The organism is Agathobaculum sp. TL06 (assembly GCF_054658635.1).
Genome location: NZ_BAAGGY010000023.1, coordinates 25,087 through 49,133, shown reverse-complemented (window position 1 = coordinate 49,133; position 24,047 = coordinate 25,087). Strand labels below are relative to the sequence as shown.

At 56.3% G+C, this 24,047-nt stretch carries 18 protein-coding genes and 1 pseudogene; 8 read left to right on the top strand and 11 right to left on the bottom strand.

Features of this window, described 5'->3' with window-relative positions:
- Positions 1 to 276: 276 nt before the first annotated feature.
- Positions 277 to 462, bottom strand: a complete 186-nt coding sequence (locus tag ACYQ3S_RS13120; protein WP_459689707.1) for a hypothetical protein — start codon at positions 460 to 462, stop codon at positions 277 to 279.
- Positions 463 to 619: 157 nt separating this feature from the next.
- Here ACYQ3S_RS13120 and ACYQ3S_RS13115 point away from each other — a divergent pair, with 157 nt between their 5' ends.
- The 8 genes from ACYQ3S_RS13115 to ACYQ3S_RS13080 all read left to right on the top strand — a co-directional run bounded on the left by ACYQ3S_RS13115 (position 620) and on the right by ACYQ3S_RS13080 (position 8,791).
- Positions 620 to 835, top strand: coding sequence for an integrase DNA-binding domain-containing protein (locus ACYQ3S_RS13115; protein ID WP_459689708.1), 216 nt, complete (start codon positions 620 to 622; stop codon positions 833 to 835).
- A gap of 150 nt (positions 836 to 985) precedes the next feature.
- A complete protein-coding gene (locus tag ACYQ3S_RS13110; RefSeq protein WP_459689706.1) occupies positions 986 to 3,058 on the top strand; it encodes a sigma-54 interaction domain-containing protein in 2,073 nt (690 codons plus the stop codon).
- Between the two features lie 336 nt (positions 3,059 to 3,394).
- Positions 3,395 to 4,555 carry a metal-dependent hydrolase family protein gene (locus ACYQ3S_RS13105; RefSeq protein ID WP_459689704.1) on the top strand — a complete coding sequence of 387 codons (1,161 nt, stop codon included), beginning with the start codon at positions 3,395 to 3,397 and terminating at the stop codon, positions 4,553 to 4,555.
- Between the two features lie 62 nt (positions 4,556 to 4,617).
- A complete protein-coding gene (locus ACYQ3S_RS13100; protein WP_459689703.1) occupies positions 4,618 to 5,160 on the top strand; it encodes an L-2-amino-thiazoline-4-carboxylic acid hydrolase in 543 nt (180 codons plus the stop codon).
- A 60-nt stretch (positions 5,161 to 5,220) separates the two neighbouring features.
- Positions 5,221 to 5,457 (top strand): hypothetical protein, encoded by a 237-nt coding sequence (locus ACYQ3S_RS13095; RefSeq protein WP_459689701.1) that lies wholly within the window; start codon positions 5,221 to 5,223, stop codon positions 5,455 to 5,457.
- Between the two features lie 3 nt (positions 5,458 to 5,460).
- Positions 5,461 to 6,879 (top strand): sodium:solute symporter family protein, encoded by a 1,419-nt coding sequence (locus ACYQ3S_RS13090; protein ID WP_459689700.1) that lies wholly within the window; start codon positions 5,461 to 5,463, stop codon positions 6,877 to 6,879.
- Positions 6,880 to 7,000: 121 nt separating this feature from the next.
- Positions 7,001 to 7,492: a hypothetical protein gene (locus ACYQ3S_RS13085; RefSeq protein ID WP_459689698.1), complete on the top strand. Its 492-nt coding sequence runs from the start codon at positions 7,001 to 7,003 to the stop codon at positions 7,490 to 7,492.
- A 24-nt stretch (positions 7,493 to 7,516) separates the two neighbouring features.
- The gene (locus tag ACYQ3S_RS13080; RefSeq protein WP_459689696.1) at positions 7,517 to 8,791 is read left to right on the top strand and encodes an L-cysteine desulfidase family protein; all 1,275 of its coding nucleotides are present in this window, start codon (positions 7,517 to 7,519) and stop codon (positions 8,789 to 8,791) included.
- A gap of 396 nt (positions 8,792 to 9,187) precedes the next feature.
- On the opposite strand, the gene ACYQ3S_RS13075 is transcribed toward ACYQ3S_RS13080, so the two are convergent.
- From ACYQ3S_RS13075 to ACYQ3S_RS13030, 10 genes and pseudogenes are all read right to left on the bottom strand, one after another.
- A complete protein-coding gene (locus tag ACYQ3S_RS13075; RefSeq protein WP_459689694.1) occupies positions 9,188 to 9,394 on the bottom strand; it encodes a hypothetical protein in 207 nt (68 codons plus the stop codon).
- Between the two features lie 500 nt (positions 9,395 to 9,894).
- On the bottom strand, positions 9,895 to 11,283 hold the full coding sequence (locus tag ACYQ3S_RS13070; RefSeq protein ID WP_459689693.1) for a glutamate synthase-related protein: 1,389 nt from the start codon (positions 11,281 to 11,283) through the stop codon (positions 9,895 to 9,897).
- Between the two features lie 12 nt (positions 11,284 to 11,295).
- Positions 11,296 to 11,658, bottom strand: coding sequence for a Fur family transcriptional regulator (locus ACYQ3S_RS13065; RefSeq protein ID WP_459689691.1), 363 nt, complete (start codon positions 11,656 to 11,658; stop codon positions 11,296 to 11,298).
- 254 nt (positions 11,659 to 11,912) lie between these two features.
- Positions 11,913 to 12,665: an anti-sigma-I factor RsgI family protein gene (locus tag ACYQ3S_RS13060; RefSeq protein WP_459689689.1), complete on the bottom strand. Its 753-nt coding sequence runs from the start codon at positions 12,663 to 12,665 to the stop codon at positions 11,913 to 11,915.
- Positions 12,653 to 13,378: a sigma factor gene (locus ACYQ3S_RS13055; protein ID WP_459689688.1), complete on the bottom strand. Its 726-nt coding sequence runs from the start codon at positions 13,376 to 13,378 to the stop codon at positions 12,653 to 12,655. Before ACYQ3S_RS13055 ends, ACYQ3S_RS13060 begins: the two co-directional genes overlap by 13 nt.
- A gap of 97 nt (positions 13,379 to 13,475) precedes the next feature.
- Complete coding sequence (locus tag ACYQ3S_RS13050; protein WP_459689687.1) at positions 13,476 to 15,536, bottom strand: carbohydrate-binding domain-containing protein; 2,061 nt, start codon at positions 15,534 to 15,536, stop codon at positions 13,476 to 13,478.
- A gap of 20 nt (positions 15,537 to 15,556) precedes the next feature.
- Complete coding sequence (locus tag ACYQ3S_RS13045) at positions 15,557 to 16,234, bottom strand: DUF4956 domain-containing protein (RefSeq protein ID WP_459689686.1); 678 nt, start codon at positions 16,232 to 16,234, stop codon at positions 15,557 to 15,559.
- Positions 16,227 to 16,952: a VTC domain-containing protein gene (locus ACYQ3S_RS13040; RefSeq protein ID WP_459689685.1), complete on the bottom strand. Its 726-nt coding sequence runs from the start codon at positions 16,950 to 16,952 to the stop codon at positions 16,227 to 16,229. Before ACYQ3S_RS13040 ends, ACYQ3S_RS13045 begins: the two co-directional genes overlap by 8 nt.
- Positions 16,953 to 17,200: 248 nt before the next feature.
- Positions 17,201 to 18,859: pseudogene (locus ACYQ3S_RS13035) on the bottom strand (DUF4368 domain-containing protein).
- Positions 18,860 to 20,322: 1,463 nt separating this feature from the next.
- Complete coding sequence (locus tag ACYQ3S_RS13030; protein ID WP_459689684.1) at positions 20,323 to 23,967, bottom strand: S-layer homology domain-containing protein; 3,645 nt, start codon at positions 23,965 to 23,967, stop codon at positions 20,323 to 20,325.
- Positions 23,968 to 24,047: the final 80 nt, after the last annotated feature.

Genomic DNA, 24,047 nt, shown 5'->3' with positions numbered 1-24,047 from the left:
AGCAAGAGGACCCATAGAAACACAACCTTTCGTGACAACCATTATAACATACCACACGATATGTCAAAATAGGGTAAGAACAATTTCTATTTGTTATCTGAAAATATACACGAAATGTCGCAAGCCCGCTTTTTCTTCATTTCCGGATCTTCATCGAGAATCTGCATTAACTGATCCTGACAGTCTTCGGCAAAAGAGCTTCCATAGAATTCTTTTGAGTTTTTTCAGCTAGTACTCGCCGCCACTTTCCAGCAGCTTCTATGTCGCGCTGAAATGTCAAATCTCATGGAAAATCAGCGGCGGCAGATTCATTTCTGTCCGCTTCTGCCACTTCTTAACCCATTTTTCACATAGCTTCAATTCCACTGAGAAACTGTCCTCAAGAGAGAATGTCAGATTAAAATCTGTGTATTCATCTCCCGCAAACGCTTTCTGCTTGGCGACCGCCGCCTTTTGAAGCATCAACGCCTCCCCAGAGTGCACGCGAAAGAAGCGCTGGCGCAGATCGGAAACAGAATTGCGATGCCGACGAACAGATATCCAGGGACCTATAAGGCTGTTTCATCACAGGAGACGTAACTATCTCCCAAGGCTACCTATTCGCTGGGGGACGGCTTTGGTGTGTGGCGTTCCCCATGCCGTACAAGTCCCTAGAAATGACAAGTTTTTCCTGACAATTAAGGCAACTGCCAATTGCTTTAATAAGGCTTGTAACACAAGCAAGAAAAGACGAGTCAGCAAAAATCGTATCCTTCGCAGCGGAGAAAGCCACCATAAGGATGGACGGTATGCCTTCAAACACACCGAACAATTTATTTATAGCTGGAAACCGTAAAAGACAGATGTGGACCAGAGGTGAAATGGGATAGTTTTTCCCTACGTGAAAAAGAAAAGCAACTTTTAATCGCTCCGATTGGTTTTCTATAGCTGTTTTCCATATGCTGTGGTACAATAAAGCCAACGTCACCTGCGGGAGGAAAAGGCAGTGAAAAAACGGCTGATATTAATGGCGATCGAACGCCACGCAATGGATAATTACATGAAAACACTGCGGGAATTCTTTCAGGACACGCTGGAACTGATCGGATACTATGCCAATGGGCAGGAGCTTCCGGCGCGTCTGGACTGTGACCTTGTGCTTTACACCTCGCAGGAACTGGTGCCGATCATTCGCCCGCGCATTACAGAAACAACCAACCTCCTGCTTCTGCGCCGTGTGCTGGTGCGCCGTGAACTGCAAAAGCTTTCTAACTGTCCGCCTGGGACGAGCGCGGTCCTGTTCGACTATACAGAGGAGACCGCCAAGTACATGATCTCACAGATTTTAGACTGCGGATATAAGCATATCAGTTTTACCCCCCTTGGCCGAGACAGCACATCCGAGACGCGGCAGAGGGCTCTCAATGGGCAGAACAGTTTGCTGGTCATTGTTGGCTTGGGCGACCTTGTCACCGCTTCTCTCCCTGAGACCATCGACTTGGGCTGGGCTGCAATCGATCCGAACGAACTGCTCGAGATCGCGATTCTGCTGCGTTGCTTCAATGATCAGATGGAACAACGGCTGTTGCAATACATCCAGTTCACCTCTAATGCCAATCACGGCATCCTCTACTTCCTGCGCACTATCATGGAATCCCAGAGTCGCTATCAGACCGTCGTCGAACTGCTGGAAGATGGTATACTCGTTTACCGAAAGGACGGCTATATCACACATTGCAACGGTGCATTTGCCAGCGCCCTTCATTTAAAGGAAAGCGATGTGGCTGGCGCAAACCTGCACAGCCTGCCGCTCCCCAAGGCCATGCGTGATATCCTGCTTGCCCTTCGGCCGATGGAGGATAAATGGGTCCCCGGCGGCGCCCCTCGGACGAGTTTCACGCTTTCGATATATGAGGTTGGCGTACTTTCCAAGGTCGTCGATTATGTAGCGGTCATCCGCAGCTCCGACCGTGTGCAGAGACGCAGCTCTCAGATCCGTCTGCATTTGAAATCGCAGGGCTTCCGTGCCAAATATACCTTCGACCACATTTTGGGCAACTCACCCGCAATCCTTTCCTGCCGCCATATCGCGGAGCATATCGCCCGCGCGGACGGTCCTGTGCTGATCACAGGCGAAACCGGCACCGGCAAAGAGCTTTTTGCGCAGGCGATACACAACGCTTCCGCGCGCAGCAGAATGCCGTTTGTTGCGCTCAACTGCGCCGCCCTCACGCCTACACTGCTGGAAAGCGAACTGTTCGGCTATGAAGCAGGCGCTTTCACCGGTTCCAAGTCCGAAGGGCATATCGGGCTGTTCGAGTGCGCACACGAGGGGACGATCTTCCTTGACGAGATCGGCGAAATGTCGATGGAACTGCAGGCCAAGCTGCTGCGCGTGCTTGAGGAGCATGAGATACGGCCGGTCGGCAGTCACCGCATCGTGCCGGTCAATGTGCGTATCATTGCGGCGACCAATCAGGACCTTTACCAACTGATGGAAGAGAAGCATTTCCGCGCCGACCTGTTCTATCGACTGAGCCTGTTTCCATTACAGCTGCCTCCCTTACGCGATCGTCCGGAGGACATCCCGCTTCTGGCGCGGGCCTTTTTGGAGCGTATCCGCGGCGGCGTAACCATAACCGACCGGCTGCTGCAAACGCTTATGGGATTGGAATGGCGTGGTAATATCCGTGAGCTGCGTAATTATATCCAGTACATGGAAAGCACGGGCAGCGATGTGCTCGACCTCGACGCGCTGCCGCCGCAAGCACGTATACCGTCAACCGCCGCGCAACGGACCCCCTTTTGCAATACTCCCTCATTGCTTCCCTCCGCGACCCGACAAGAGCAAAGGCTGATGCGCGCGGTGCTGAAAGCGCTGCTTGGCGAAACCATGAGCCGCAGTTCACTAACATACGCTCTGGAAAGACAGGGGTATTCTGTCAGTGAGTATCGGGTGCGCCAAGTGCTTGAACGTCTACGGGCGTACGGCTTGCTGACCTATGGCGCAGGCAGAGGCGGTATCCGCTTGACACAGAAAGGCCTGCTATCGGCATCCAGTCTGCTGACAGCAGAATAATCACAAAACTGGCGTTTTATTGGATGAAAATATGCATCCAATAAAACGCCAGTTTTCTTTTTTGTCATCATTTTCCCATAAATTGTAATACAGGCAAGGGAAGCCCTTAAAGAGTTTTTGTCAAAATTATAAAAATTAGATAAAGTATTTTACTTTGAAAATCACATTTTTTAATTATTTTGACCAAAAACCAGCTTTTTTGTCGATTCCTCACAAATTTGCACACAAAAAATTGTCCGACTCAAAAAGCAGTTTGGTATGAAAACTTGCTTTAATCATTTATATAAAAGCAATATCACGATTGCTTTTATATGTGCAAGAAAGGAGTTCGCAAGCATGAAAATTCTTCTGAAAAACGGCCAAGCTTGGCTCAACCACACTTGGCAGGCCGCCGATCTGCTGGTAGAAGGCGACCGTATCGCCGCAATCGAGACGGACATCGCGCAGCAGGCCGATCAAGTGATCGACGCCGCAGGCAAATACATCCTGCCCGGTATTATCGACTGCCACGTCCACCTCAGCATGAACGGCGGCCCGCACCCGATGGCCGACTTGGGTAAATGCCGTGAGGCTGAGGCCGTCCTGGTCGCCATGGAGAGCGCCGAAGAACTGGTGCGTTCCGGCATTACGACCGCGCGCGACTGCGGCGGCATTGACCGTGAGACCGTCCTCGTCCGCGATGCGATCAAAGCAGGCCGCATCCAGGGTCCACGCGTGGTAGCCTGTGTCGGCGCAATCCGTATAATCGGAGGCCATTTCTACGGCACCGAGATCGCCGGTGCGGATGAAGCACGCCGTGCCGCGCGCGATTATATCCGTAAGGGCGCGCAGTATATCAAGCTGATGGCGACTGCCGGCCTGGGCAAAATCGGCGAGCAGCCCGGCGTTGCCGAGCTGGATGTGGACGAGATGGCCGCAGCCATCCATGAAGGGCAAAAGCACGGCATGGCGTCGGCTGCGCATTGCCACAGCAAAGAGGGCATGATGAACGCGCTCGCCGCCGGCGTTACGACACTGGAGCACTGTACTTTCCTCGACGAGGAGGTTGTCGATAAGATTATCGAACAGGACGTTTTCATGGTGCCGACTTTCTCTCCTTACTGCCAGATGACCCGTTACGGCAAGGAACGCGGCGTTTCGCCTTACATGTGCCAAATGTCCCGTGAGATCTGCGAATACAAAAACAAAACTTTCCCGCTGGCATACCAGAAAGGCGTCAAGATCGCCTTTGGCCGAGACGCAGGCGCGCCGCTCGTCCGCCATGGCGAGTATTACATCGAGATGCTCGACATGGAAGCCGCCGGTATGTGCCGCACCGATATCATCATCAGCGCAACCGAAACCGCTGCGCAGGCCCTGCAGCTCGAAAACGAAACCGGCAGCCTGACTGTCGGCAAATGCGCCGATATCCTGATGCTTGATGCCAACCCGCTCGACGACCTGCGCAATTTCCGCAAGGTCAGTACCGTCATCGCTGCGGGCCGCATCGTGCGCTGAACAGACCACTCCCAAGCATCACTTATTATCATAAAAAGAAACGGACAGAAAGGTGTATTATTATGATGGATCCCAAAACCAATCCTGAATGTCAGGAATATTTCGATAAACTCAGCCTCGACAGCGAGATCACGCCTGAGATTTACCGTAACGCCATCGTTTCCGCGCAGAAAGGCCGCGCGATGATCAGCTATCTGGTCTGGAAAAAGATGAAAGAAATGTATCCCGAAATCGACGCGGACGCCGTCATGATCGCCACCTACCGCGAGTTCGGCATCATCAACGGCAAAAAGTGGGGCGAGATCACTAGCGCGAAGCAGTCGCTGCTGGCACAGTCCTCCAAGTCGGGCTATCTGGTATTCCAGCAGGAGCTCCAGGCGTATTCCGACGATTACGCGCAGAAAGACTTCCATTACTGCCCGCATATCGAGGCGGCCAAGGAGTTGGGCGCAACACCGGAGGAGATCAAGTTCTTCTGTCAGGAGATCCTGTCTGCAGGCGATTACGGCAATATGGAGCCTCACCCCTGCGTCAAGCTGGAATTTAAGAAGCAGATCGGCGCGGGCGACGATCGCTGCGAATACTGCGTGACCAAAATCAAGTGATTTTACCGCATTTGCGGCAATGTTTATAGGGAGTAAAGAATAAAAAGGAGGTACTGCTTTATGAAAAAATCCCAGAAGGTCTCATTGATCGCATCCTTTGCTTATGTGATCGTAGCGACTGTCCTGATCCTTCTGGTCACGCCAACGCTTGGCTGGAAGATCGGCTCGATCCCGGGCATGACTTATGTGGTCATGGCGGCATCGCTGCTATGTCCCATCGTCTGCTACATCATTGTCCCCCGGGTAGAGAAGATGGAAGAAGAAGAAAACCGTGCAGAAGGCAAGAAAGGGGAATGAGCCATGCAGGGCATCCGCGTTATAGAATTAGTTGAGATCGTTATTTATTTGATCGTCTGTATCGGCATCGGCGTTTACTACGGCAAAAAAGCGCACTCCTCCGAGGAGGAATACTGGGTTGCCAGCCGTTTCCTGAACGGTACATGGGGCGCTTTCGCGGTATATGCGGTCGTTGGCTCGGCCTCCACCATCATGGGCTCGGCCGGCATCGCATATAAGGCCGGCCTGCCCGCGGTCATGTGTGTAGCGCTCGGCTTCTCGTTACAGTTCCCGCTGATTGCGCACATCACCGCCGGCCCGCTGCTGGAAAAGAACATCTGCACGCTGGGCGACTTCTTTCAGGACCGCATTGGCGGCCGCCACGTCCGCTGGCTGTACGCCATCCTGTCCCTGATTTTCATGGCGGCGTATGTCGTCCCGAACATGAAGGCTTCCTCTATCGTCGGCCAGTACCTGATGGGCGATAACTTCAGCTATTCGCAGGTCGCTATCGTTATGGGTATCGTATTGGTCATTTATGCCTCTGTCGGCGGCATGTGGGCCGTGACGGTCACCGATATCATCCAGGGCGTTGTCATGATGATCGGTGTTGTCGGCCTTGCGCTTGCGATCCTGCTGAACTGCGGCGAATTCGGCGGCATTGCCGGTCTGCTGGAAGCCGCGGCAGCAGCCCGCCCGGCGATCGCACAGATGGGCTACGTCCCGATCGCCGCACTGGGTCTTGCCATGATCTGGGGACTATGGGGCTTGGTCGCTCCCATGACCGTTATGCGCGTGCTGACCATGCGGAACGGCAAATCCGCACGCCGCTCGCTTATTCTCGGCTCAATCTTCGCAGCCGTTACCGTTATCGTGGCGGGCTTTGTCGCTGCGGTCGCCGCGACCATCGATCCCGATCTTGCCAATGCTGATATGTCTTATATTGTCACCATGGAAAAATATTTCTCGCCGGTCATCGCGGGCTTCTTTGTCGCCGCAATCTTCGCCGCGATCATGTCCTCGGTCGACAGCTTCCTGCTGTCCGCATCGTCCTCGGTGGCGCGTGATATTTACAAGTTCCTGATCAATCCGCAGGCCTCCGAGCAGACGATCATCCGTCTCGGCACGATCTCTCTGATCATCATCGGCCTTATTACAACCGGCATCTCCTGCTTTGATCTGCCACTCATCTCGGTGCTGGCAGGATGGGCGGCGGGCGCGCTGATCTCCGCGTTCTGCTCACCCTTGGTCATCGGCCTGTACTGGAAAGGCATCTCCCGCAACGGCGTGTTCTGGAGCATGCTGATCGGCGCGGTCGGTTACATTTTCCTCAACCTCTGGCCGGCGTTCCCGTCCATGGGCGAGGTTATCGTGATGGTGCCGCTCACCGCAGTTATCTGCTATGTGGTTTCCAAGCTCTCCCCGGATAAGGAGAAGAAATAAATTTTACCTGAATGCCGCCGCGTCCCATGCGGATGTACCCAGGAAACCAACAGAATCATATCGGAGGGCCGCCTGCCCCTCAAGGCGGGCGGCCTTTCCTATCGTCATGGAGGATTACAGGATGAAGATCAAGGTGGCCCTCAACAAAAAACTGATCGGGCAGGAGCGCGCCGAACGAACCGCATCCAAACGCGCGCGGCGTAAGGGCAGAAGCATCTCCTCACAGCCCACAGTAGCGTTGTGCTATAAACGGCTTTACTTCAACAAACTGCTCGGTCTGGCCGCGCGCCCGCCATTCCAGCCTAAGAAGATCAACTATACGCTGTTTTATGACCCCGTTATGGGGCAAGGCGGTCTGACCGACTGCATCCCTGCCTATGAGGAGCGCGAAGTGGACGAAAGTCAAATTGTCAGGGAACGGTACACACTGGATGATTACGAAATGCAAAAAGATAATATTATTGAAAAAAACATCCTGCGCAGCTATTTACTCAAGCGTCCGGAGCTGAAATACATCGGCAGAGAGGAAGTCTACCTGCCATACTGGGTGTTCACTTACGCACCGGATGTCCAGATCTTAGTGAATGCTGCGACAGGACGTATCAATATTTAAATCGCAGGAAAGAGGATACCAAGCATGGATCAAAAGCTATATGACCAGTATATCACGGTGCTCAACGAAGAGCTCGTGACCGCGTTAGGGTGTACTGAGCCCATTGCGATCGCCTATGCCAGCGCATTGGCACGGGAGCAATTGGGCTGTATGCCGGAGCAGATCACCGCATATTGCAGCGGCAACATTATCAAAAATGTCAAGGGCGTCACCGTTCCCAACTCAGGTGGACAGAAAGGCGTTGAGATCGCCGCCATCCTCGGCGCGGTGGGCGGCAGGGCGGATAAGCAGCTTGAGGTGTTGACTCCGATCACCCCCGAGCAGATTGAGCAATCCCGCGCTCTGACGGCCAAGCACCTGTGCCGGGTGGAACTGGTGGAGGGCGTCGCCAACCTGTATATCCGCATCGAGATGCGTGCGGGTTCGGATACCGCACTGGTAGAGATCGCGGACAAGCATACCAACGTCACCCGCATCTCCAAAAACGGCAAAGACCTGCTTCATAAGGATTTCCAGCTCGACGACGGCAGCGTCAGCCATAAACGCGATTTTATGACGGTGGAGGGCATTCTGGATTTTGCAGAGTCTTTGCAGGTCAAGGACGTAAAGCCGTTGCTCGACCACCAGATTGAATGCAATATGGCCATTGCCGAAGAGGGACTGACGAACGCCTATGGCGCTAATGTAGGCAAAAACATCCTCAAGTTATACGGCACAGAAGATGTAGAAACACGCGCAAAGGCTTACGCCGCCGCCGGTTCGGACGCGCGCATGAGCGGCTGCGATATGCCGGTCGTTATCAATTCGGGCAGCGGCAATCAGGGCATTACGGTAACGGTACCCGTTGTGCAATACGCGCGGGCGCTGGATACCTCCGATGAAAGGCTATATCGCGCACTGGTAATCAGCAATCTTGTTGCAGCGCACCTGAAAACCGGTATCGGCAGCCTTTCCGCCTTTTGCGGCGCGGTCAGCGCAGCGACCGGCAGCGGCGCTGCCATCACCTATCTGCGCGGCGGCTCGCGCGCCCAGATCAAACTGACCATCAGCAATACATTGGGTACCGTCTCAGGCATGGTTTGTGACGGCGCGAAATCCTCGTGCGCCGCAAAAATCGCCTCCGCGATAGATGCCGCGATCCTGGCTGACAAGATGTCCGATAACGACGACTATTTCAAGGGCGACGAAGGCATCCTCGACGATAATATCGAGAACACCATCCGCAATATCGGTCGTTTGGGGCGTAAAGGTATGCACGATACGGATACCGAAATCCTTCGGATGATGATTGGGCAATGACCCCCATGCCTATGTAAAGGTCCGCTTCGCGGCAGACCGCCGTCCCCACGGTCTGCCGCTGCCCCAGATGAGCATGTCAGGCTCCCTTGTATCCTTGGCTACGCGGAGGCTGAGCAATATCGCAGAACCGCCTTCCTGCAAATGCTCTAACAGAGATCGCTCAGACTACTATGCAGACCAATCCCGCCACTCTATTTTTAAGGCTATATATAGCCGGATGAAAACCGTACCCACCGTTCTTAGGTCGAATGTCACCATACGCAGCAGGGTAAGTACGATATTTCGCGTTCCCCTTTTTCTACCCGCGGCTCCCTTTGCGGAAAAATCATACGGCGCTCTTTGCACCCCATATGAAAAGTCCCCGCGATCAATGCTGGGCACCCGTAAGACGGCAAATCAATAACTACAACACCAAACAGCAGCTGCCGTGTGGGCATAGGTAAATAAAACACGCTGGATATGGTTGATTTTCAACCAGTCCAACGTGTTTTTTCGTTTATTTGCGTTTTTGCCCTTGCCGGCGGTCAGGTGCGGGTTGGCCTTCCTCCGCCGGCTTGCTGCGGTTTTCAGCAGCTTGGACTTTTGTAGGATGCCCGCCTGCATGACGATTTCCTCCGATGTCAGGCTGTCGTAGTCAATGCGCAGCGTAATCATTTGAACGGACAGTCGCTTTTACAGGCCTAACATCCTATGGTGTAAACGGAATTGCCTTGAGCAATCCCATTATACCATAAGGCGAACAGAAAAAGAGATTTTTATACAATGTATCGAAACGAAATCAAAGTCCTATATCGTCCAGGCGAGCATACCATGAGCGATTGGTTGAAATCCTTATCGATGCGTACGGCTGGAGAACAAGCATCCTTAACCTGTCCAGCAAGCTACGGCGAGGCCGCAGAACTAACCGATACGCTGGGTTATAAGACCGTCTGGCAGAAGCGGAAAGGTTGAAATCTGCAAACGGCATCTTTGCCCATTGATTTTCGAAAAAAGGCGACCGGACGCTTTGGACAATTGTGATGCGAGGAACTTCTTTTTCATAAATTTTAATAAATATCAGGTCAGGGACAATCGGGTTGACATTCTAATTTATTTGCCACCCATCACGCATGGACAATATCCGTGTGCTCGCTGATCTCCCTGTTAATCGTGCATAGATCGTCCAGATTCAGGTCGTGCAGATTCTCATGCCCTGTGATGCGTGCAAACATCTTCAGTTCATCCAGCGTCACCTTCAGGAAATTGCCGACGCGCTTTGCCGCAACCTCGATCTTAAGCCGCTCCCTCAGCTCTGGGTCCTGTGTCGCCACGCCGACCGGACACATGCCGGTACCGCAGATCCGGTATTGCTGGCACGCCATGGCAATGAGCGGTGCGGATGCCATCGCGACCGCGTCCGCCCCCATGGCGATCGCTTTTGCTGCGTCCGCGGATACGCGCAGGCCGCCCGTAATGACCAGGCTGATATCGGAATGGACGCTGTCCAGATACTTTCTCGCCCGCGCCAGTGCATAGATCGTCGGCACACTGGAGGCATCGCGCAGCAGCAGCGGGGAGGAACCGGTCGCACCGCCCCTGCCGTCAATGGTGATGAAGTCCGGTTCCGCATAAACGCAGAACGCCAAATCCCGCTCGATATGGCCTGCCGCGATCTTGATACCGATCGGCCGGCCGTCCGACGCGAGCCGCAGCTGGGAAACCAGCTCTTTCATATCCTCCTTTGTCCGGATGCCCGGAAAACGGGAAGGTGCAATCACATCCTGCCCGACCGGCTTGTTGCGCACTTTGGCAATCTCCGGCGTTACCTTTTCCCCGGGCAGGTGTCCGCCCATCCCCGGTTTGGTCCCCTGCCCGATCTTGATTTCGATTGCATCCACGCGGCGCAGGATCTCCGGCGTGACACTGTACATATTGGCAACGTATTCAAAGATATATCGGTCGGCCGCCTCCATTTCCTCCGGCAGGATCCCGCCTTCTCCCGAACACATTGCGCTCATCGCCATCGCGCTTCCCTTGGCCAGCGCAATTTTTGCCTCGCGCGAAAGCGCTCCGAACGACATATGCGATATGTAGACCGGATTCTGCAGCACCAGCGGCTTTTTCGCCCGAGGGCCGATAACCGTTTCCGTGCAGACGGGCGCGTCCTCCTCCAGCGGCATGGGATCAAGCTGCGCGCCTAAAAGCAGGATATCATCCCACGCGGGCATCGGCAGTTTCGTACCCATTGCGGCGGATACGGATTTCCCGCTGACCGCCATCTGATGAATCTCCTCCATATAGCGGCAGCTCGCATCCTGCCGGTAATATTCCTTGGGATAGTCCAGCTTTTTCTCTGCAGCAGGCGGCGCCTCGGTATTTTTCACTTCCTCAAACAGCGCGAACGCGGTTGCCGGCTGATGGCACACCGGACACTCGTTCAGGCTGGAAAACGGCGCCTGTTCTTTTTCTTCGTCATAAATATATCCGCAGACATTGCAGCGATACCGTGCCATAACAGTTCCTCCTCATGCTTTCTTTCTACATTTCGGGCAGATATAATGGATCATCAGGTCATAAGACAAGATCTCTCCGTCCACCTGCCGCTCCAACGCTTGCGTCAGATCCTGCAGGGTGATGTCCGCCAGCGCGCCACAGCTCCGGCAGAGCAGATGGTCGTGCCGTGTCGGACGGTCGTAGCGGTCCGGCGAATCCTCCATACAGATCCGCCGCAGCTTTCCTTCATCGGTTAACCGGTTTAGATTGTTGTAAACTGTCGCCAACACTATGCTGGGGCATGTTTTTTTCAGCTCTGCGAAAATCTCCTCCGCAGTCAAGTGCTTCTGGGAATCCAGCACCAGCTTCCTGATCATTTCCGCATATTTGGCCAATTGTGTTCCGCCCTTTCTCTGGCTTGTTCCGGACAGGCGATGCCGCCCTGTCCCATACCGCCCGTTTCCACCGCCCTCCATTTTTAGAATTATTCTAATTTCTCGCATCTATCGTATCGCTGAAGCTGCTGGTTAGTCAAGGCAAACCCGCTCCACATTTCCGGCCTTTATTCCGTCCCTCGTTATCTTCCAAACTGCGCTGCCTGCAAAAGGCCACCGCCCAATCGGGCGGTGGCCTCCTTTGCTATACGATATCACTTCTCATTACTTTCAGGCGCTTCCTGTTCCAGCGGCGCGCGCACGATCTCGCCCGCCGGCTTGTCCAACCAGTATTCCGCTTCCTTCCTCGATGGGGCTTCCTGTCCCGCATACAGACGTCCGACCAGCTCCAAGCGGCCCGGCGTGGTATCCAGCCGACGCGCCAGCGCGCAGCGCTCCTCGCTGACGGGGATCACCTCCGCGGGCGGCGGCTCCTTCCCGTCGGGACGGTCTGCGCTCAGCCGCGTTCCCATGTGCTCCTTGAGCCGCGCGGTCTTTTCCTGTGTTTTGGCCGAAACCGCGACCATGACAAAATCGCTGTCCGCTCCGGTCAGCCCTCCGGCCGCGTACATCTGGTCCATCGTGCGCTCCATCGCCAGGTCCAGATGGGAAAAGCGCGGGATCTGCTCCTGCAGCGTTTCCGTGAGCGGCGCCGCGTCCTCGCCCACCGCCCGCACCTCCAGCACCTGGTCGAAGCGGTTGAGCGTATATTCGATCGAGTCCGCCGCGTCAATGCTGACGTAGGCGTACGGCTCATACGCAGCGTAAACGCCGGTCGTCGCCATCGCGCACAGGACCGCTGCGCAGGCCGCCCAGCTCAGGGGCTTTTTCCAGCTCCTGCGCCGCCTGGAGGCCACCTCAATGACCTGGCCGACCGAACGCCCCGCCGCATCCACCCGATAAACCGCGCCATCGCTTGCCAACGCGGCCGCCCGGCGGCCCTGTATTGCAACAATCACTGCCCGCATCGCGCGATCTCCTTCCGAATGGTCTGCAGATATTCCGAAAGCACCGGATAGTCCCCCTCCAGCAGCAGCGCGGCGGCGACAATATAATTCCGGTGCCGCTCGACCAGCTTGCGGGACACGCCGCTCTGCGCGGCGAGCGCCTTGACCGGAAGCGCGTGCGCGCGCCGCAGCTCCGCGAGCAGGGCAGGCGTGCGCAGCAGCGCGGCAACCGCCGCCGCACAGCCCCTGCGCGTTTTCTCCGCGCGCGGCGAGCATTTCCCCAGATCATAAAAGCAGAACCCATAGCCGCGGAACAGGCGGTTCGCCTCCTCGATCTCCTCCGCCGCGCCGGCGGCCGCGGGCGCCGCCATTTTTTCCACCACGGCGCGCTGTACCTCCGCGTCCGGCTGCTCCGCTTCCACTGCTCCGTCAAAAATCTGCGGCGAGAGCGGAACCTCCGCGTCAAACCGGCGCGCCGCGCGGTAATGATCGGTCAGCCGCCTGTCGATCACCAGCCGCGCGTAGCTGCCGAACGAGCCGCCCGCGGCGTTATAGGTGCGCACCGCCTCATAAAACGCCATGAGCGCCACGGAATACTCGTCGTCGCTGCGCGTTACGGCAAAGCCCGCGCTTTGGGAAGCCGCCCGCAGGATAAACGGCTGGTACGCCTCGATAAACCGCTCGAGGAACGGCGTGTCCTGCTGGGCGCGCGCCACCTGCTGTACGGTCTGCATCTTCCGGCCTCCTCTCCGCCATGCTTTTAAGATAGTTCTATCATAGCGGAGCGATGTGTTAAATGTGTGTATAAGCTGTTTTGTTATCAAGAAAATTTCATTGCAGGCCGACAAGAAGCCGCAGCGCCGCCGCAGCTTTTTCCCCTATGGCCCGCACGACGCCCTGCCGCGCCGCGTCCGCGGAAAGCAGAAGTGTATCCACGCTGCCCCGCAGCCCCTCCGACACGGCGTATTTGACCATTCCGGCGCTGCCGCTGCCGGCCGCTGCCGCCAGCGCGGCGGCACTTTGCTCGGTCCGGATATCTGCGCTGCTCATGCCGCCGCCCGTGCCGAGTACCGCTTCCGCGTCCCCGACGGCCTCTCCGTCCACCAGTACCGTATAGGTCGCGCCCTCTTCAACTGCCGCGGATGAGAAGATCACACTGCTCATGCTGCCCAGGGCGGTCGCCGTATACAGGGTGTTCCCCGCCCCGTCCTGAATCGTGACGATACTGCCCTCCGTGATGCCCAGCGCGCTTTCCGGCGCCATGCCGCCGCCCATACCGTCCGGACGGGCAGGCGCGCTGCCTGCCGCGCCGTCGGGCGCATTGTCGGGCGGCTCCATCCCATCCGCCGGAGGCGTTCCTCTGTCCGCGCCGCCCGGCCGGCCGCCGGACGGGTCCGCCGCCGCGTCCGCACCATCGGGCGGGGTGCCGCCGTTCATGCCGCCGCGTCCGCCGCCCATGCCGCCGGGCCGCCCGCCGCCAAACGAGGCGGTGCTGCCGACCGCGACATAGGCCTGCGTACCCGCCGTGGGCGTCATGCCCGCGCCGAACAGTGTGCCGCCTGACAACGTGAACGTGCCGTCGCAGTCGATCGCCACATCCATGCCCGCGTCCGCGCCGTATACCTCCACCGTGCCGCCGGTCATGTTGATGTCATTGTTGGAATCCAGACCGTCCGAGCCTGCGTCGATATACAGGTCGCCGCCGTGGATATTGATGGCGAACCGGTCGCTCCGCTCGCCGATATCGCTGTTGGCCGCGTTCACCCCGTCGTCCGACGCGACGATATCGATGTCGCCGCCGTATATATCGACCGTCGTCCCCTCCAGGCCCTCGTAGCTGGCGGTGATGCGGATTTCGAGCGTCCCGTCCTCCGTGGCGGCGTCCGCTGTGCCGACGGTTAGCGCATCGTCCGCATGCACGGCGTCGTCGCCGGTCGCAAGCGTGAACGAGCCGCCGGTCACGGATACGGTGTCCGCGTGCAGCGCGTCATCCGCGCTGTCGATGGCAAAGCTGCCGCCCGTAACGGTCAATGCGCCGCCCGCTTTCATGCCCTTGCAGGAGGACGCGTCCTCCGCCAGTGCGGTTTCATGCCCGCCGTTCGCGGTGATGTCGAACGAACCGCCCGTAACGGTCAGATCCCCGTCCGCCTGAATCCCGTCCGCGGCTGAAACCAGCGTGAGCGTGCCGCCCGAGATCGTGATATCGCCCTGGGATACGGTATCCGGATCGGTTTCATCGTCCGCATCGGGCGAAGCCTTGACCGCGTCGCCGCCCGCCGTGATGGTCAGCGCGCCGCCGAGGATGGCCAGCTCGTCATCGCACGAAAGCCCGTCGTCCACCGCGTCGATGGCGAGCGTCAGCGCATCGACCGTGATCGAGGCCTCGGCCGCGCCCTTGATGCCGTTCTTATCGTTTCCCTGCACGGTCAGCGCGCCCGTGCCGCCCAGCGTGAGCGTGCCGCCGGTCTTGACCTTGATCGCGGCGCTCTCGTCATTTGCGCCCGCGCTGTCCGCGACCGTGTTTTCACTGCCCGCGGCGGCGAGCAGCGACGCCTCCGCCGCTTTGCCCACCGTGATCGGCGCGGTCGAGGCCGAGGACAGCTCCAGCCCGTTCAACACGAGCGTCACGCCCGTAACCTCCTTTTTGACCGTCACCGAGCCGTCCGCGCATGCGCCGGACAGCACATAGGTCCCCGCGTCCGTAATGGATACCGCGGTCCCGTCGATCTCATACCCGCTGTACTGGCCCGACGCGGCCGCGCCGGTATCGGAAAACGCGATCAGCGTCGCGTTTTCCTCCGTGTAGCTGACCGGCGCGGCGCAGGCCACAGTGGGGAGCAGCGACGCCGCCATACCGGCGGCGAGCAGGGCGGACAGCAGTCGTCTTTTCATAAAGGGCATCTCCTTTTTTCTCATAGTGTTTCCCGAAGCTGCGGCACCTTGCCGCACACGATATCCAAATTTCCATTGCGGCAGCGGATCGCATCGAGCAGCTCCTTTTCGATATCCGCTGATTTGAGCGTGATATGGTAGTGCAGGTTATACAGGCTGCCCATGTTGGTCGTCCGCACAGAAACCAGCTCGCAGGCGCGGGTGTATTCGGCAAACAGGTCGTCGAACAGGCCGGTGTAGTCCAGGTTCTCCGGAATGGTGATCTTCAGCTCCTTTTCCTCCGGCGGCTTTTTGCCGAAGGAGAGCAGGGAATACACGGTCAGCAGCAGGCAGACCGCGATGCCGGTCACGGCCGCAATGCCGATATAGCCCATGCCGCAGGCAAGGCCGAGGGTCATCGCCAGAAAAATACAGGTGATATCCCGCGCCGAACCGGCCGCGGAGCGGAAGCGCACCAGGCTGAACGCCCCCGACACGGCCACGCCCGCGCCGATATTGCCGTTGACCAGCAGGATGATGACCTGCACCAGCGCAGGAATCAGCGCCAGTGTGACCGCCATGGACTGCGTATAGGCGTTCCGGAACATATATACCGCGGCGACCAGCACGCCCAGCGCGAGCGCCGCCAGCAGGCAGATGGAAAACGCGGAAGCGGTGATGCCCGCCGCCAGGATTGAACCGAATAAAATCTCAGGCACAGGAAACGCCCCCTTTCCCCAGCGTCTCTTCGCGAAGCATGGTTTGGTACGCGGCACCGTATTTGGAGAAGTGCGTCGGGAAAACCCCGGCCTCGGATAAGGCGCGCGACAGCCAGAGCGGGGCCGCCTGCGGAATCTTGATCTCCATCAGGCAGGTGCCGGCGTCGAGCAGCGGACGGCCGGCCGTGCCGGCCGCCAGATCAAGGTCCTCCTCCCTCCACCGGATGCCGGAATCGAACGTGATGCGCAGCTCCGGCTGGTGCCGGTCCTGCACCGCAAAGCGGTCATAGAAAATACATACCGCCGGCCGCAGCCCCTCATAAAAGCCGCGGAACCAATCGATCTCCCGCGCGATCTGTCCGCCGGCGGGCGCCGCCCCGCCGCCCAGGTACGCGATCGCCTGTCCATACGGCATGGCGATCCGGCGCTTGTAAACAATATGGTCGTACTTCTTCTTGATTTCGACAAACGCCTCGCTGCCGGCCTCCGGCGTGCAGTAAGCGCGCAGCCGCAGCTTTTCCTTATACGGCGGCCGGTCGAGCGACCGGCGAATCAGCCGGAAATCCGGCGTATCATAGTAAATATTGCCGATCGTGGACTGCGCGAACCGGTCGGGTACCATATGGGGTGCCAGCGCGCGCGCCAGCTGGTTATACTGCCGCTGGGTGACCAGATATTTTTTCTCATAGCGTTTGAATACATCCTGATAGGCTGTCATAAAGCGTTCCTCCCTGTAGCTGTTTTTTGCTCCTGTTTACTCATGCGGCGGGGCGGCGCCTTTTTTTGGGGTCGGTCACAGAATCTTCACGCAAATCCACAAAACCTACACAAAACCGCCGATACCCGCATCCGCCGCGCTGCCTGCCCCCGCAGCGCTTTCAGTAAAGAAAATTTTTCCAGTTTCGAGGAGTGTGTTCATAAAGATGTTCACGTTCCAAGGGACCGGCGTGATGTGCAATCGGCATATCACGCCGGTTCTTTTTTGTCGATAGTGCGTGAAAGACCGATTTCCCCAATAAAATTATAGTGAATATCAATTTGCTGGGTACGGTGTCCGCTGGACTTGTCCGGGGCGTGTACTACAATCTTTTCCACAAAAGCGTGAAGCAGTTCGGGGAACAGCTTGTCCGGCACGGTGTACTTTTTCACCAGCTTCAAAAAGCTGTCCATATTTACGCCCTGTTGTTCGCAAGCCGCAACGCTCTCCCGCAGTTCTTCCACACTGGCCTGTAAACCTGCCTGCTCCCGTTCATAGTCGGCAGACATTTTGGAAAAGCGTTCATCGGTCAGCTTGCCGTTGATGTTGTCCTCATATAACCGCTTGATGATGCCGTCGATTTCTGCAATGCGCCGCTCCTGCTGTTCCAGCGTCCGCTTGGCCTGCGCCTGTTCCTGTATCTGCGCCGCCATCCGGTTGGACATGGCCTGACGGACAAAGCCCTCGGTGTCCTCACGGGCAAAAGCAATGACTTCCCGCAGGTTTTCCAGCACAAGTTGTTCCAGTACCACCGCACGGATAAAATGGGCGGTACATTCGCCCTTTTTCCGCTTGTAGGTGCCGCAGGTGTAGTTGTCCTGCTCCCGCGCCCATGATTTGGTGCGGTTGAGGTTGAGCGTGCGGCCGCAGTCGGCGCAGTATAACAGACCAGAAAACAGTCCCATATCGCCCATACGGGTCGGCCTGCGCCGGTTCTCTCGGTTCTTCTGTACGATCTCCCACGTTTCCTGCGATACCAACGCCTCATGGGTGTTCTCAAAGACCACCTGTTTTTCTTCGGGATTTTGCATCGTTTTTTTACTCTTGTAAGATTTCTTGGTGGTCTTGAAGTTTACCGTATGGCCGAGGTAATCGCGGTTGTTCAAAATGTGGACAATGGTGCTGGACAGCCAGAAGCAGGGATGCTCCGGGTCATAGCGCCGGGTGCGCCCCGTGCGCTCAAACTCCAGCGTCCCCGGCGTAATAATTTCCATTTCCCGCAAATGGTGGGCAATCTTGCCGGGACCGTTGCCCTCGGCGGCAAGCTGGAATATCAGCCGGACGACTGGAGCGGTTTCCGGGTCGGTTGTAAGGTTTCCTTCGCTGTCCCGCAGATAGCCGTAGGGTGCCTGCGTGGAGAGCCGCTTACTGCTCATGCCCTTTGCCTTGAATACGGCGCGGATCTTCTTGCTCGTATCTTTCGCATATCATTCGTTTATGATGTTTCGGAACGGGGTAAAATCGTTGTCCTCGCGCTCACTGTCCACGCCGTCATTGACGGCGATAAACCGCACGTCAAACTCCGGGAAGCGAATCTCCGTATACATCCCCACCTCAAGGTAGTTGCGCCCGAAGCGCGACATATCCTTGACAATAACCATGTTTACAAGGCCGCTTTCAATATCGGAAAGCATTTCCTGAAAGCCGGGACGGTTGAAGTTCGTACCTGAAAATCCATCGTCTTTATAGACTTTATACCGGGTGATGTCATGGTCTTTCGCATACTTTTTGAGGATTTCGATTTGATGGGCAATGCTGTTGCTGTCGCCCTCGTTATCATCGTCGCGGGAGAGACGAACATAGAGCGCCGCCCATTTCCCTGTTTCTGAATTGTTGTATGGATAGTTTTTGACAGACTGCCTTTTCATTGTAGACCTCCATTCCGGCAGTCACCACAGCAGGTCTTTTATGACGCTATTATTATACCATTTTTCGCAAAATAGTGCAAATATTCAGCGTTTTGCGCTGGTTTTCCTCTCTTTTGTTGCAATGTCGATTAAGTGGCGTACATGGTCGGCTGCGGTGCTGCCTGTCTGTTTGAAATGCGAGGTCACGATGTATGTAGTACCATCTATGGTCCTTTCTCTCTTTGGCGGCTTTGCGCGGGTATGGCCTGCCATCGGAACACCTCCCATAATGCGTCCCAAGTTGGGACTGATTTTACAATATGACCAAATCCGCTTCGGACGCCGGCATGCTCCAATGCGGATTTCATTTTTGCAAAATAGCAAGAAGCAGTTCAGGCGGCGGCTGGCATGGCCGCTCCATAGGTTTTCCCTCCCTCCATTCCCATGGCGGGGCGTCCTACGCTGTGACGCATAGCCGACACAAGTATCATTATCATCCATGCAAGGTCGCGGCCCGCAGCTTTTGCCAATCGCTGCTCCCCAGCGCGGCGTTTCCCGCTCCTGCCAATCGGCTGTCATGGCGCGCCCGCTGTCCGGCTCTCCCGCATGGGGAACGTTTTCTGGACTGCTCTATTCAGTTGTCAGGGAATTCCCTTTACTATTATTTCTGAAAAACCGAATGGGATTAGAAATTTTCGCCAAAAGAAAACAAAGATTCTAAAAACAACATTCTTTTTGAGATTGTTCTTAAAATACAAAACAGGAAAAATTATACTGAATTCATTCACCTGTTCATTGTCATGAAACAGATTTACAGCCGCACAGCTATCCGGTCGGCCGAATCAGGATAACCAATGTACAGCGCCGCCGGAGGGGCGTTGTACAAGCAAGTATGGCATTTGTGCCACAAACGCCGCTTGTCAGGGGCAGGCCCCTGAAACCCCATGCGCAAGCAGCGGGGCGTTATCCCGTGTGCGGAGGGTATCCCGCCGTCCATCCGCCGTCAAGGCCGGGCGTCTGCTGCGCAGCCGCCCGCGAGCCGCCCCTTTGATGGGGCGGGACTTGACTGCGGATTTCCGGTGGGATTAGAGGTCGCCAAGGGGATAACGCCTCACAGGGCGCGCAATGCGCGCCCTGTGTTTATGCTGGTCTCCAGACAGGACTGTACCCAAAAACGAAAACCGAATTTAATGTGTCCCAAGTTGGGACTCATTTTGAATGACGCTGCGAAAGCTGCGCTGGACTATCCGGCGCGGTTTTTCCTAGTGGCACTTATTATTCTGTGAAAGTAGGGCCGAACTTGATTTTTTCCCGATAATCTGTCAAAAGTTCCTAAAAGAAAATGCTTTACTATATTTCCAACGCTAATCAGGTCTTTTAATCTGTCCCAACTTGGGACGCATTATTTTCCCGAAACAGAGGAACTCCCGTGCGATTATCACACGGGAGTCCTTTTCAGGTGCTTACAAGTTGAAAAATGCAGGTTATGCCATGTCGCGATACAGGAAGGTCACGATTTGGGCGCGGGTGCAGGCGTTGTTCGGGCTGAACGTCGTCGCGCTGGTGCCTGCTGTAACATTCTCAGCCACTGCCCACTGGACAGCCGCAGCATAATATGCGTCAGCCGCTACGTCGGCAAACGAGCTGCTACCGGAAACGGCAGGGGAGCCGTTTGCACGATACAGGAACGTTACCGTCTGCCCGCGGGTCACGGTTGCATCCGGGCTGAACGTGGTGGCGCTGGTGCCGCTGGTGATGCCCTTTTCCACGGCCCACAGAACCGCGTCATAGTAGTAGGCATCCGGCTTCACATCGGTGAATGGATTTGTACCGCCTGCCTTGGGCGAGCCGTTCGCACGCCACAGGAAGGTGACCATCTGCGCGCGGGTGCAGGAAGCGTTCGGGCTGAAGGTGGTAGCGGTGGTGCCGCTGGTGACGCCCTCTTCGACCGCCCACTCGACCGCATCATAGTAGTAGGCGCTGGTGGATACGTCGGTGAACACCGGGGTTTCCGGGGTCTCCGGCTCGGTGGCGGCCTTCTCGAAGATGGCCTTGACCGTCACCTTGGATGCGGGCATGGTGAAGGTGTACTTGCCGTTGCCCTTGTTGGTGAGCTTCACGGTATCGCCATTCTTGTCAGTGACGGTCAGCTCGTCCAGCTCGTAACCGCTGTTCGGAGTGACGGTGATGGTGACCGTGCTGCCCTTGGAGGCGTTCTTCGGGCTGACCGATACAGAACCGTTGGACGCCGAGGACACGCTTACGGCGTAGCCGCTGCTGCTGGACGAACCGCCGCCGCCACCGCCGCCGGAAGTGGACAGGTTGACCGTGATAGTCTCTGCCTTGGTAACAGTGAATGTGCTGGTCTGGGTGCGGTAGCCGCTCTTGGAGACCGTATAGGTATAATTCTTACCGTTCTCCAGTGCATACTTGCCGCCGACTGCGCTTACTTCGTTGCCATCAGAATCCTTGACAACGATGCTGGCGTCGGACGGGGTTACGCTGAAGGTAACGATGGATGTCTGCTTGCCGGTTCCTGCCACGCTGCCGGTGCCAGAAATCGTACCGCTGTTTTCAAGCGTGCCGTTATTGGTCAGAGTAACATTTTCCGCAATCGTCAGGGTCACACCCTCAGCCACCTTCAGGGTGACGTTTGCGGGGATGCTGGCATCGCTGTCCAAGCTGGCATTCTTTACAACAGTAATAACGTTATTTGCACTGACATTATCGCTTTTCAGTGCGGTATCCAGATCTTCGTACACGGTCTGGGTGGTCTCGTTGTACGCTTCGCCCAGCTCGGAAACGTCGTCCGTGTAGTAGGTGTAGCCCTTCAGGTTATCGCCAACGCCTTTCACATCATCAAAGCTGCTGAAATTGGAGCCAGTGAGGGTAATAGTCGTGGCATTCTCAGAGCCCGCGGGCTTCTCTGTCCAGATCTTAACAGGTTCGGCCATGTTGTTGTCGGCGCCCGTCAGGGTGAACGAACCGCTGTTGTCCACATTCACCGCGCCCCAGGTGTTGCCGCTGGTGGTAAGGTTTGTGGCAGTGACCTTGCCATTGTTAACCACAACGGCAGCGGTGCCGCAGTTCTGGATTTTCACGTTTTCAAGCGTAACATTGGGCTGGCTGCTTTCATCAGCCTTCGCCCAAATGTTGATGCCATGGCGGGTGCTCTCATGGCCCACGATGGTCAGATTCTTAATGGTGACCGTTGCGCCCGCAGCCGTTACACCGAGAATATGGTTCTTCTGGGGATAATCATTGGTGGTCTGCCATCCCTCTGCCTTTGCGGTGATAGAATACCCCGCGCCGTCCAGCGTTACGCCGTCGGGGAGCGTATAGATTGCCTCAGAGGCAAGGGAATCGGCTGTATTGGAAACCTCAATATTCTTGAGCAGCGTAATGGTGCCGCCGTTGTCCTTTACAGCGTTCAGAGCCTCCGTCAGAGAACCGCTGCCGGTGCTGACAGACTCACCGTCTACCACCCAAGTGGCCTCAGCATCTGCCGCAACCTCCTGCGCAGTAAATCCGGAGAAGTGGGGCGTGGTCCAAGTCAGCTTACCACCATCCTTGTCCCAAGTGGTCTTCATCGGGCCACGCTTACCGCTGTCGGTGCAGTAGACAATAACATCGGCAGCGTTCTCCGAGGCGGAGTAAGTCACCGTAACATCAATAGTGGAGGTAGTGCTTTCGGTAAAGACATCCTCACTACCAGCCTTGGCCGTGATTTCCCAGCCAGTGACCTTGTCGCTGTCCTTCTTCACCTCGACGGAGATCTTAACAGCAGCCTTGTTCGCTGCCTCGGTCATATCCTTCCAAGCGTCGCTGGAAATGTCCAGAGTCGCTACATCGGTGACCAGGGAAACATCGTTGTTGGAGTTCTTAACAGAGGTCAAGGACTCGTTGGCGATCGAAACCGTAGCAGAGGTGACAGTTTCATTGACAACAGGATCGCTCGATCCATCTTCTTTCGTGCCTGTCGTCACGTCGATCTGGATGGTGTCGTTTTCGGTGTTGACCTCGTCGCCGTTCTGGTCATTGTTGGTATTGTAGCTGCCGCCCACGGAAGCGCTGGCATTTCCGTTCGATGCCGAGGCATCAGCCTCCATACCGCTGGTGGGAACGACCTGATAGGTACCATTCGATTCCTGCGTGGTGTAGCCAATGGCGCAGTAATCCTTCGCATTGTTGGAGAACGTGCCGCCAGTGATGGAAACAACGCCCTCCGGGCAAGAACCATCTGTCGGAAAGCTGACATTCGTAACGGGCTGAAGGCTCTCCACGGCATTCCCGTACAGCTCCGCGATTGTACCTTTAAAAGTACCGCCAGCGATATCGATCTTAGCAGCAACTGTCGGCCAAACCTGGGGATATTTCATCTGCCAAGTATATACATTCTTGGCAAAGGTGCCGCCGTTGATGGTCAGTTGACCGCCAATATTGGAATATGCAGCACTGTTAACATCGCCGTTAAAAGTACCGCTGTTGATGGTGGAAATACCCCAGTTCTGCACAGCCTGATCACTCGAGATGGTGCCGCTCTCAACAGTCAGCTTACCCAACTTATTCGCGCCAGACTCGTCCACCTTGATAGCGATGCCTTTGCCGCGGGATATGGTCAGGTTGTCACCCTTGACATGCAGCTCGCCAAGCACACAAATAGCGGTGATGGTGCCGGTCGTGTTGGTTCGACTGTCGGTAATGGCGCTGTTCGCAGTATTGCCAACCAGCTCCAACTTGGCATCAGAATTGATTTTCAACATATAGTTGTTGTTCGTTATGGTGCCGTTGCTGATCGTGTGGCCGTTCAGGTCGATGGTCAGCGTGCCGGTAATTTCCTGCATAGCCGACAACTCCACGTCTTTCAGCAGCGTGACCGTGCCGCTGTTTTCCTGCGCAGCCGAGATAGCCGCCTGCAAGGTTGTGTAAGTAGTGTCACCAACCTGCGCCACCGACTCCGTTTCGACTGTTCCTCCAACAGTATCGTCTTCATTGGTGTTGTCGTCTTCAGAAAGCAATACGGTTTCTTGACCGGTTTCTTCTGTGCCTTCGTCTGTGGCAAAAGCCGCAGGCGCCATCGTCAGCATCATGGCCATAGCCAGCAATGCGGACAATAATCGCTTTTTCATGTTTTTCCTCCTTTTTGTTTGATATAGGGAATTGCTGTCTTGTGCTTTGTTGTACAAAGACCACCCCCGTCATTTTGGGA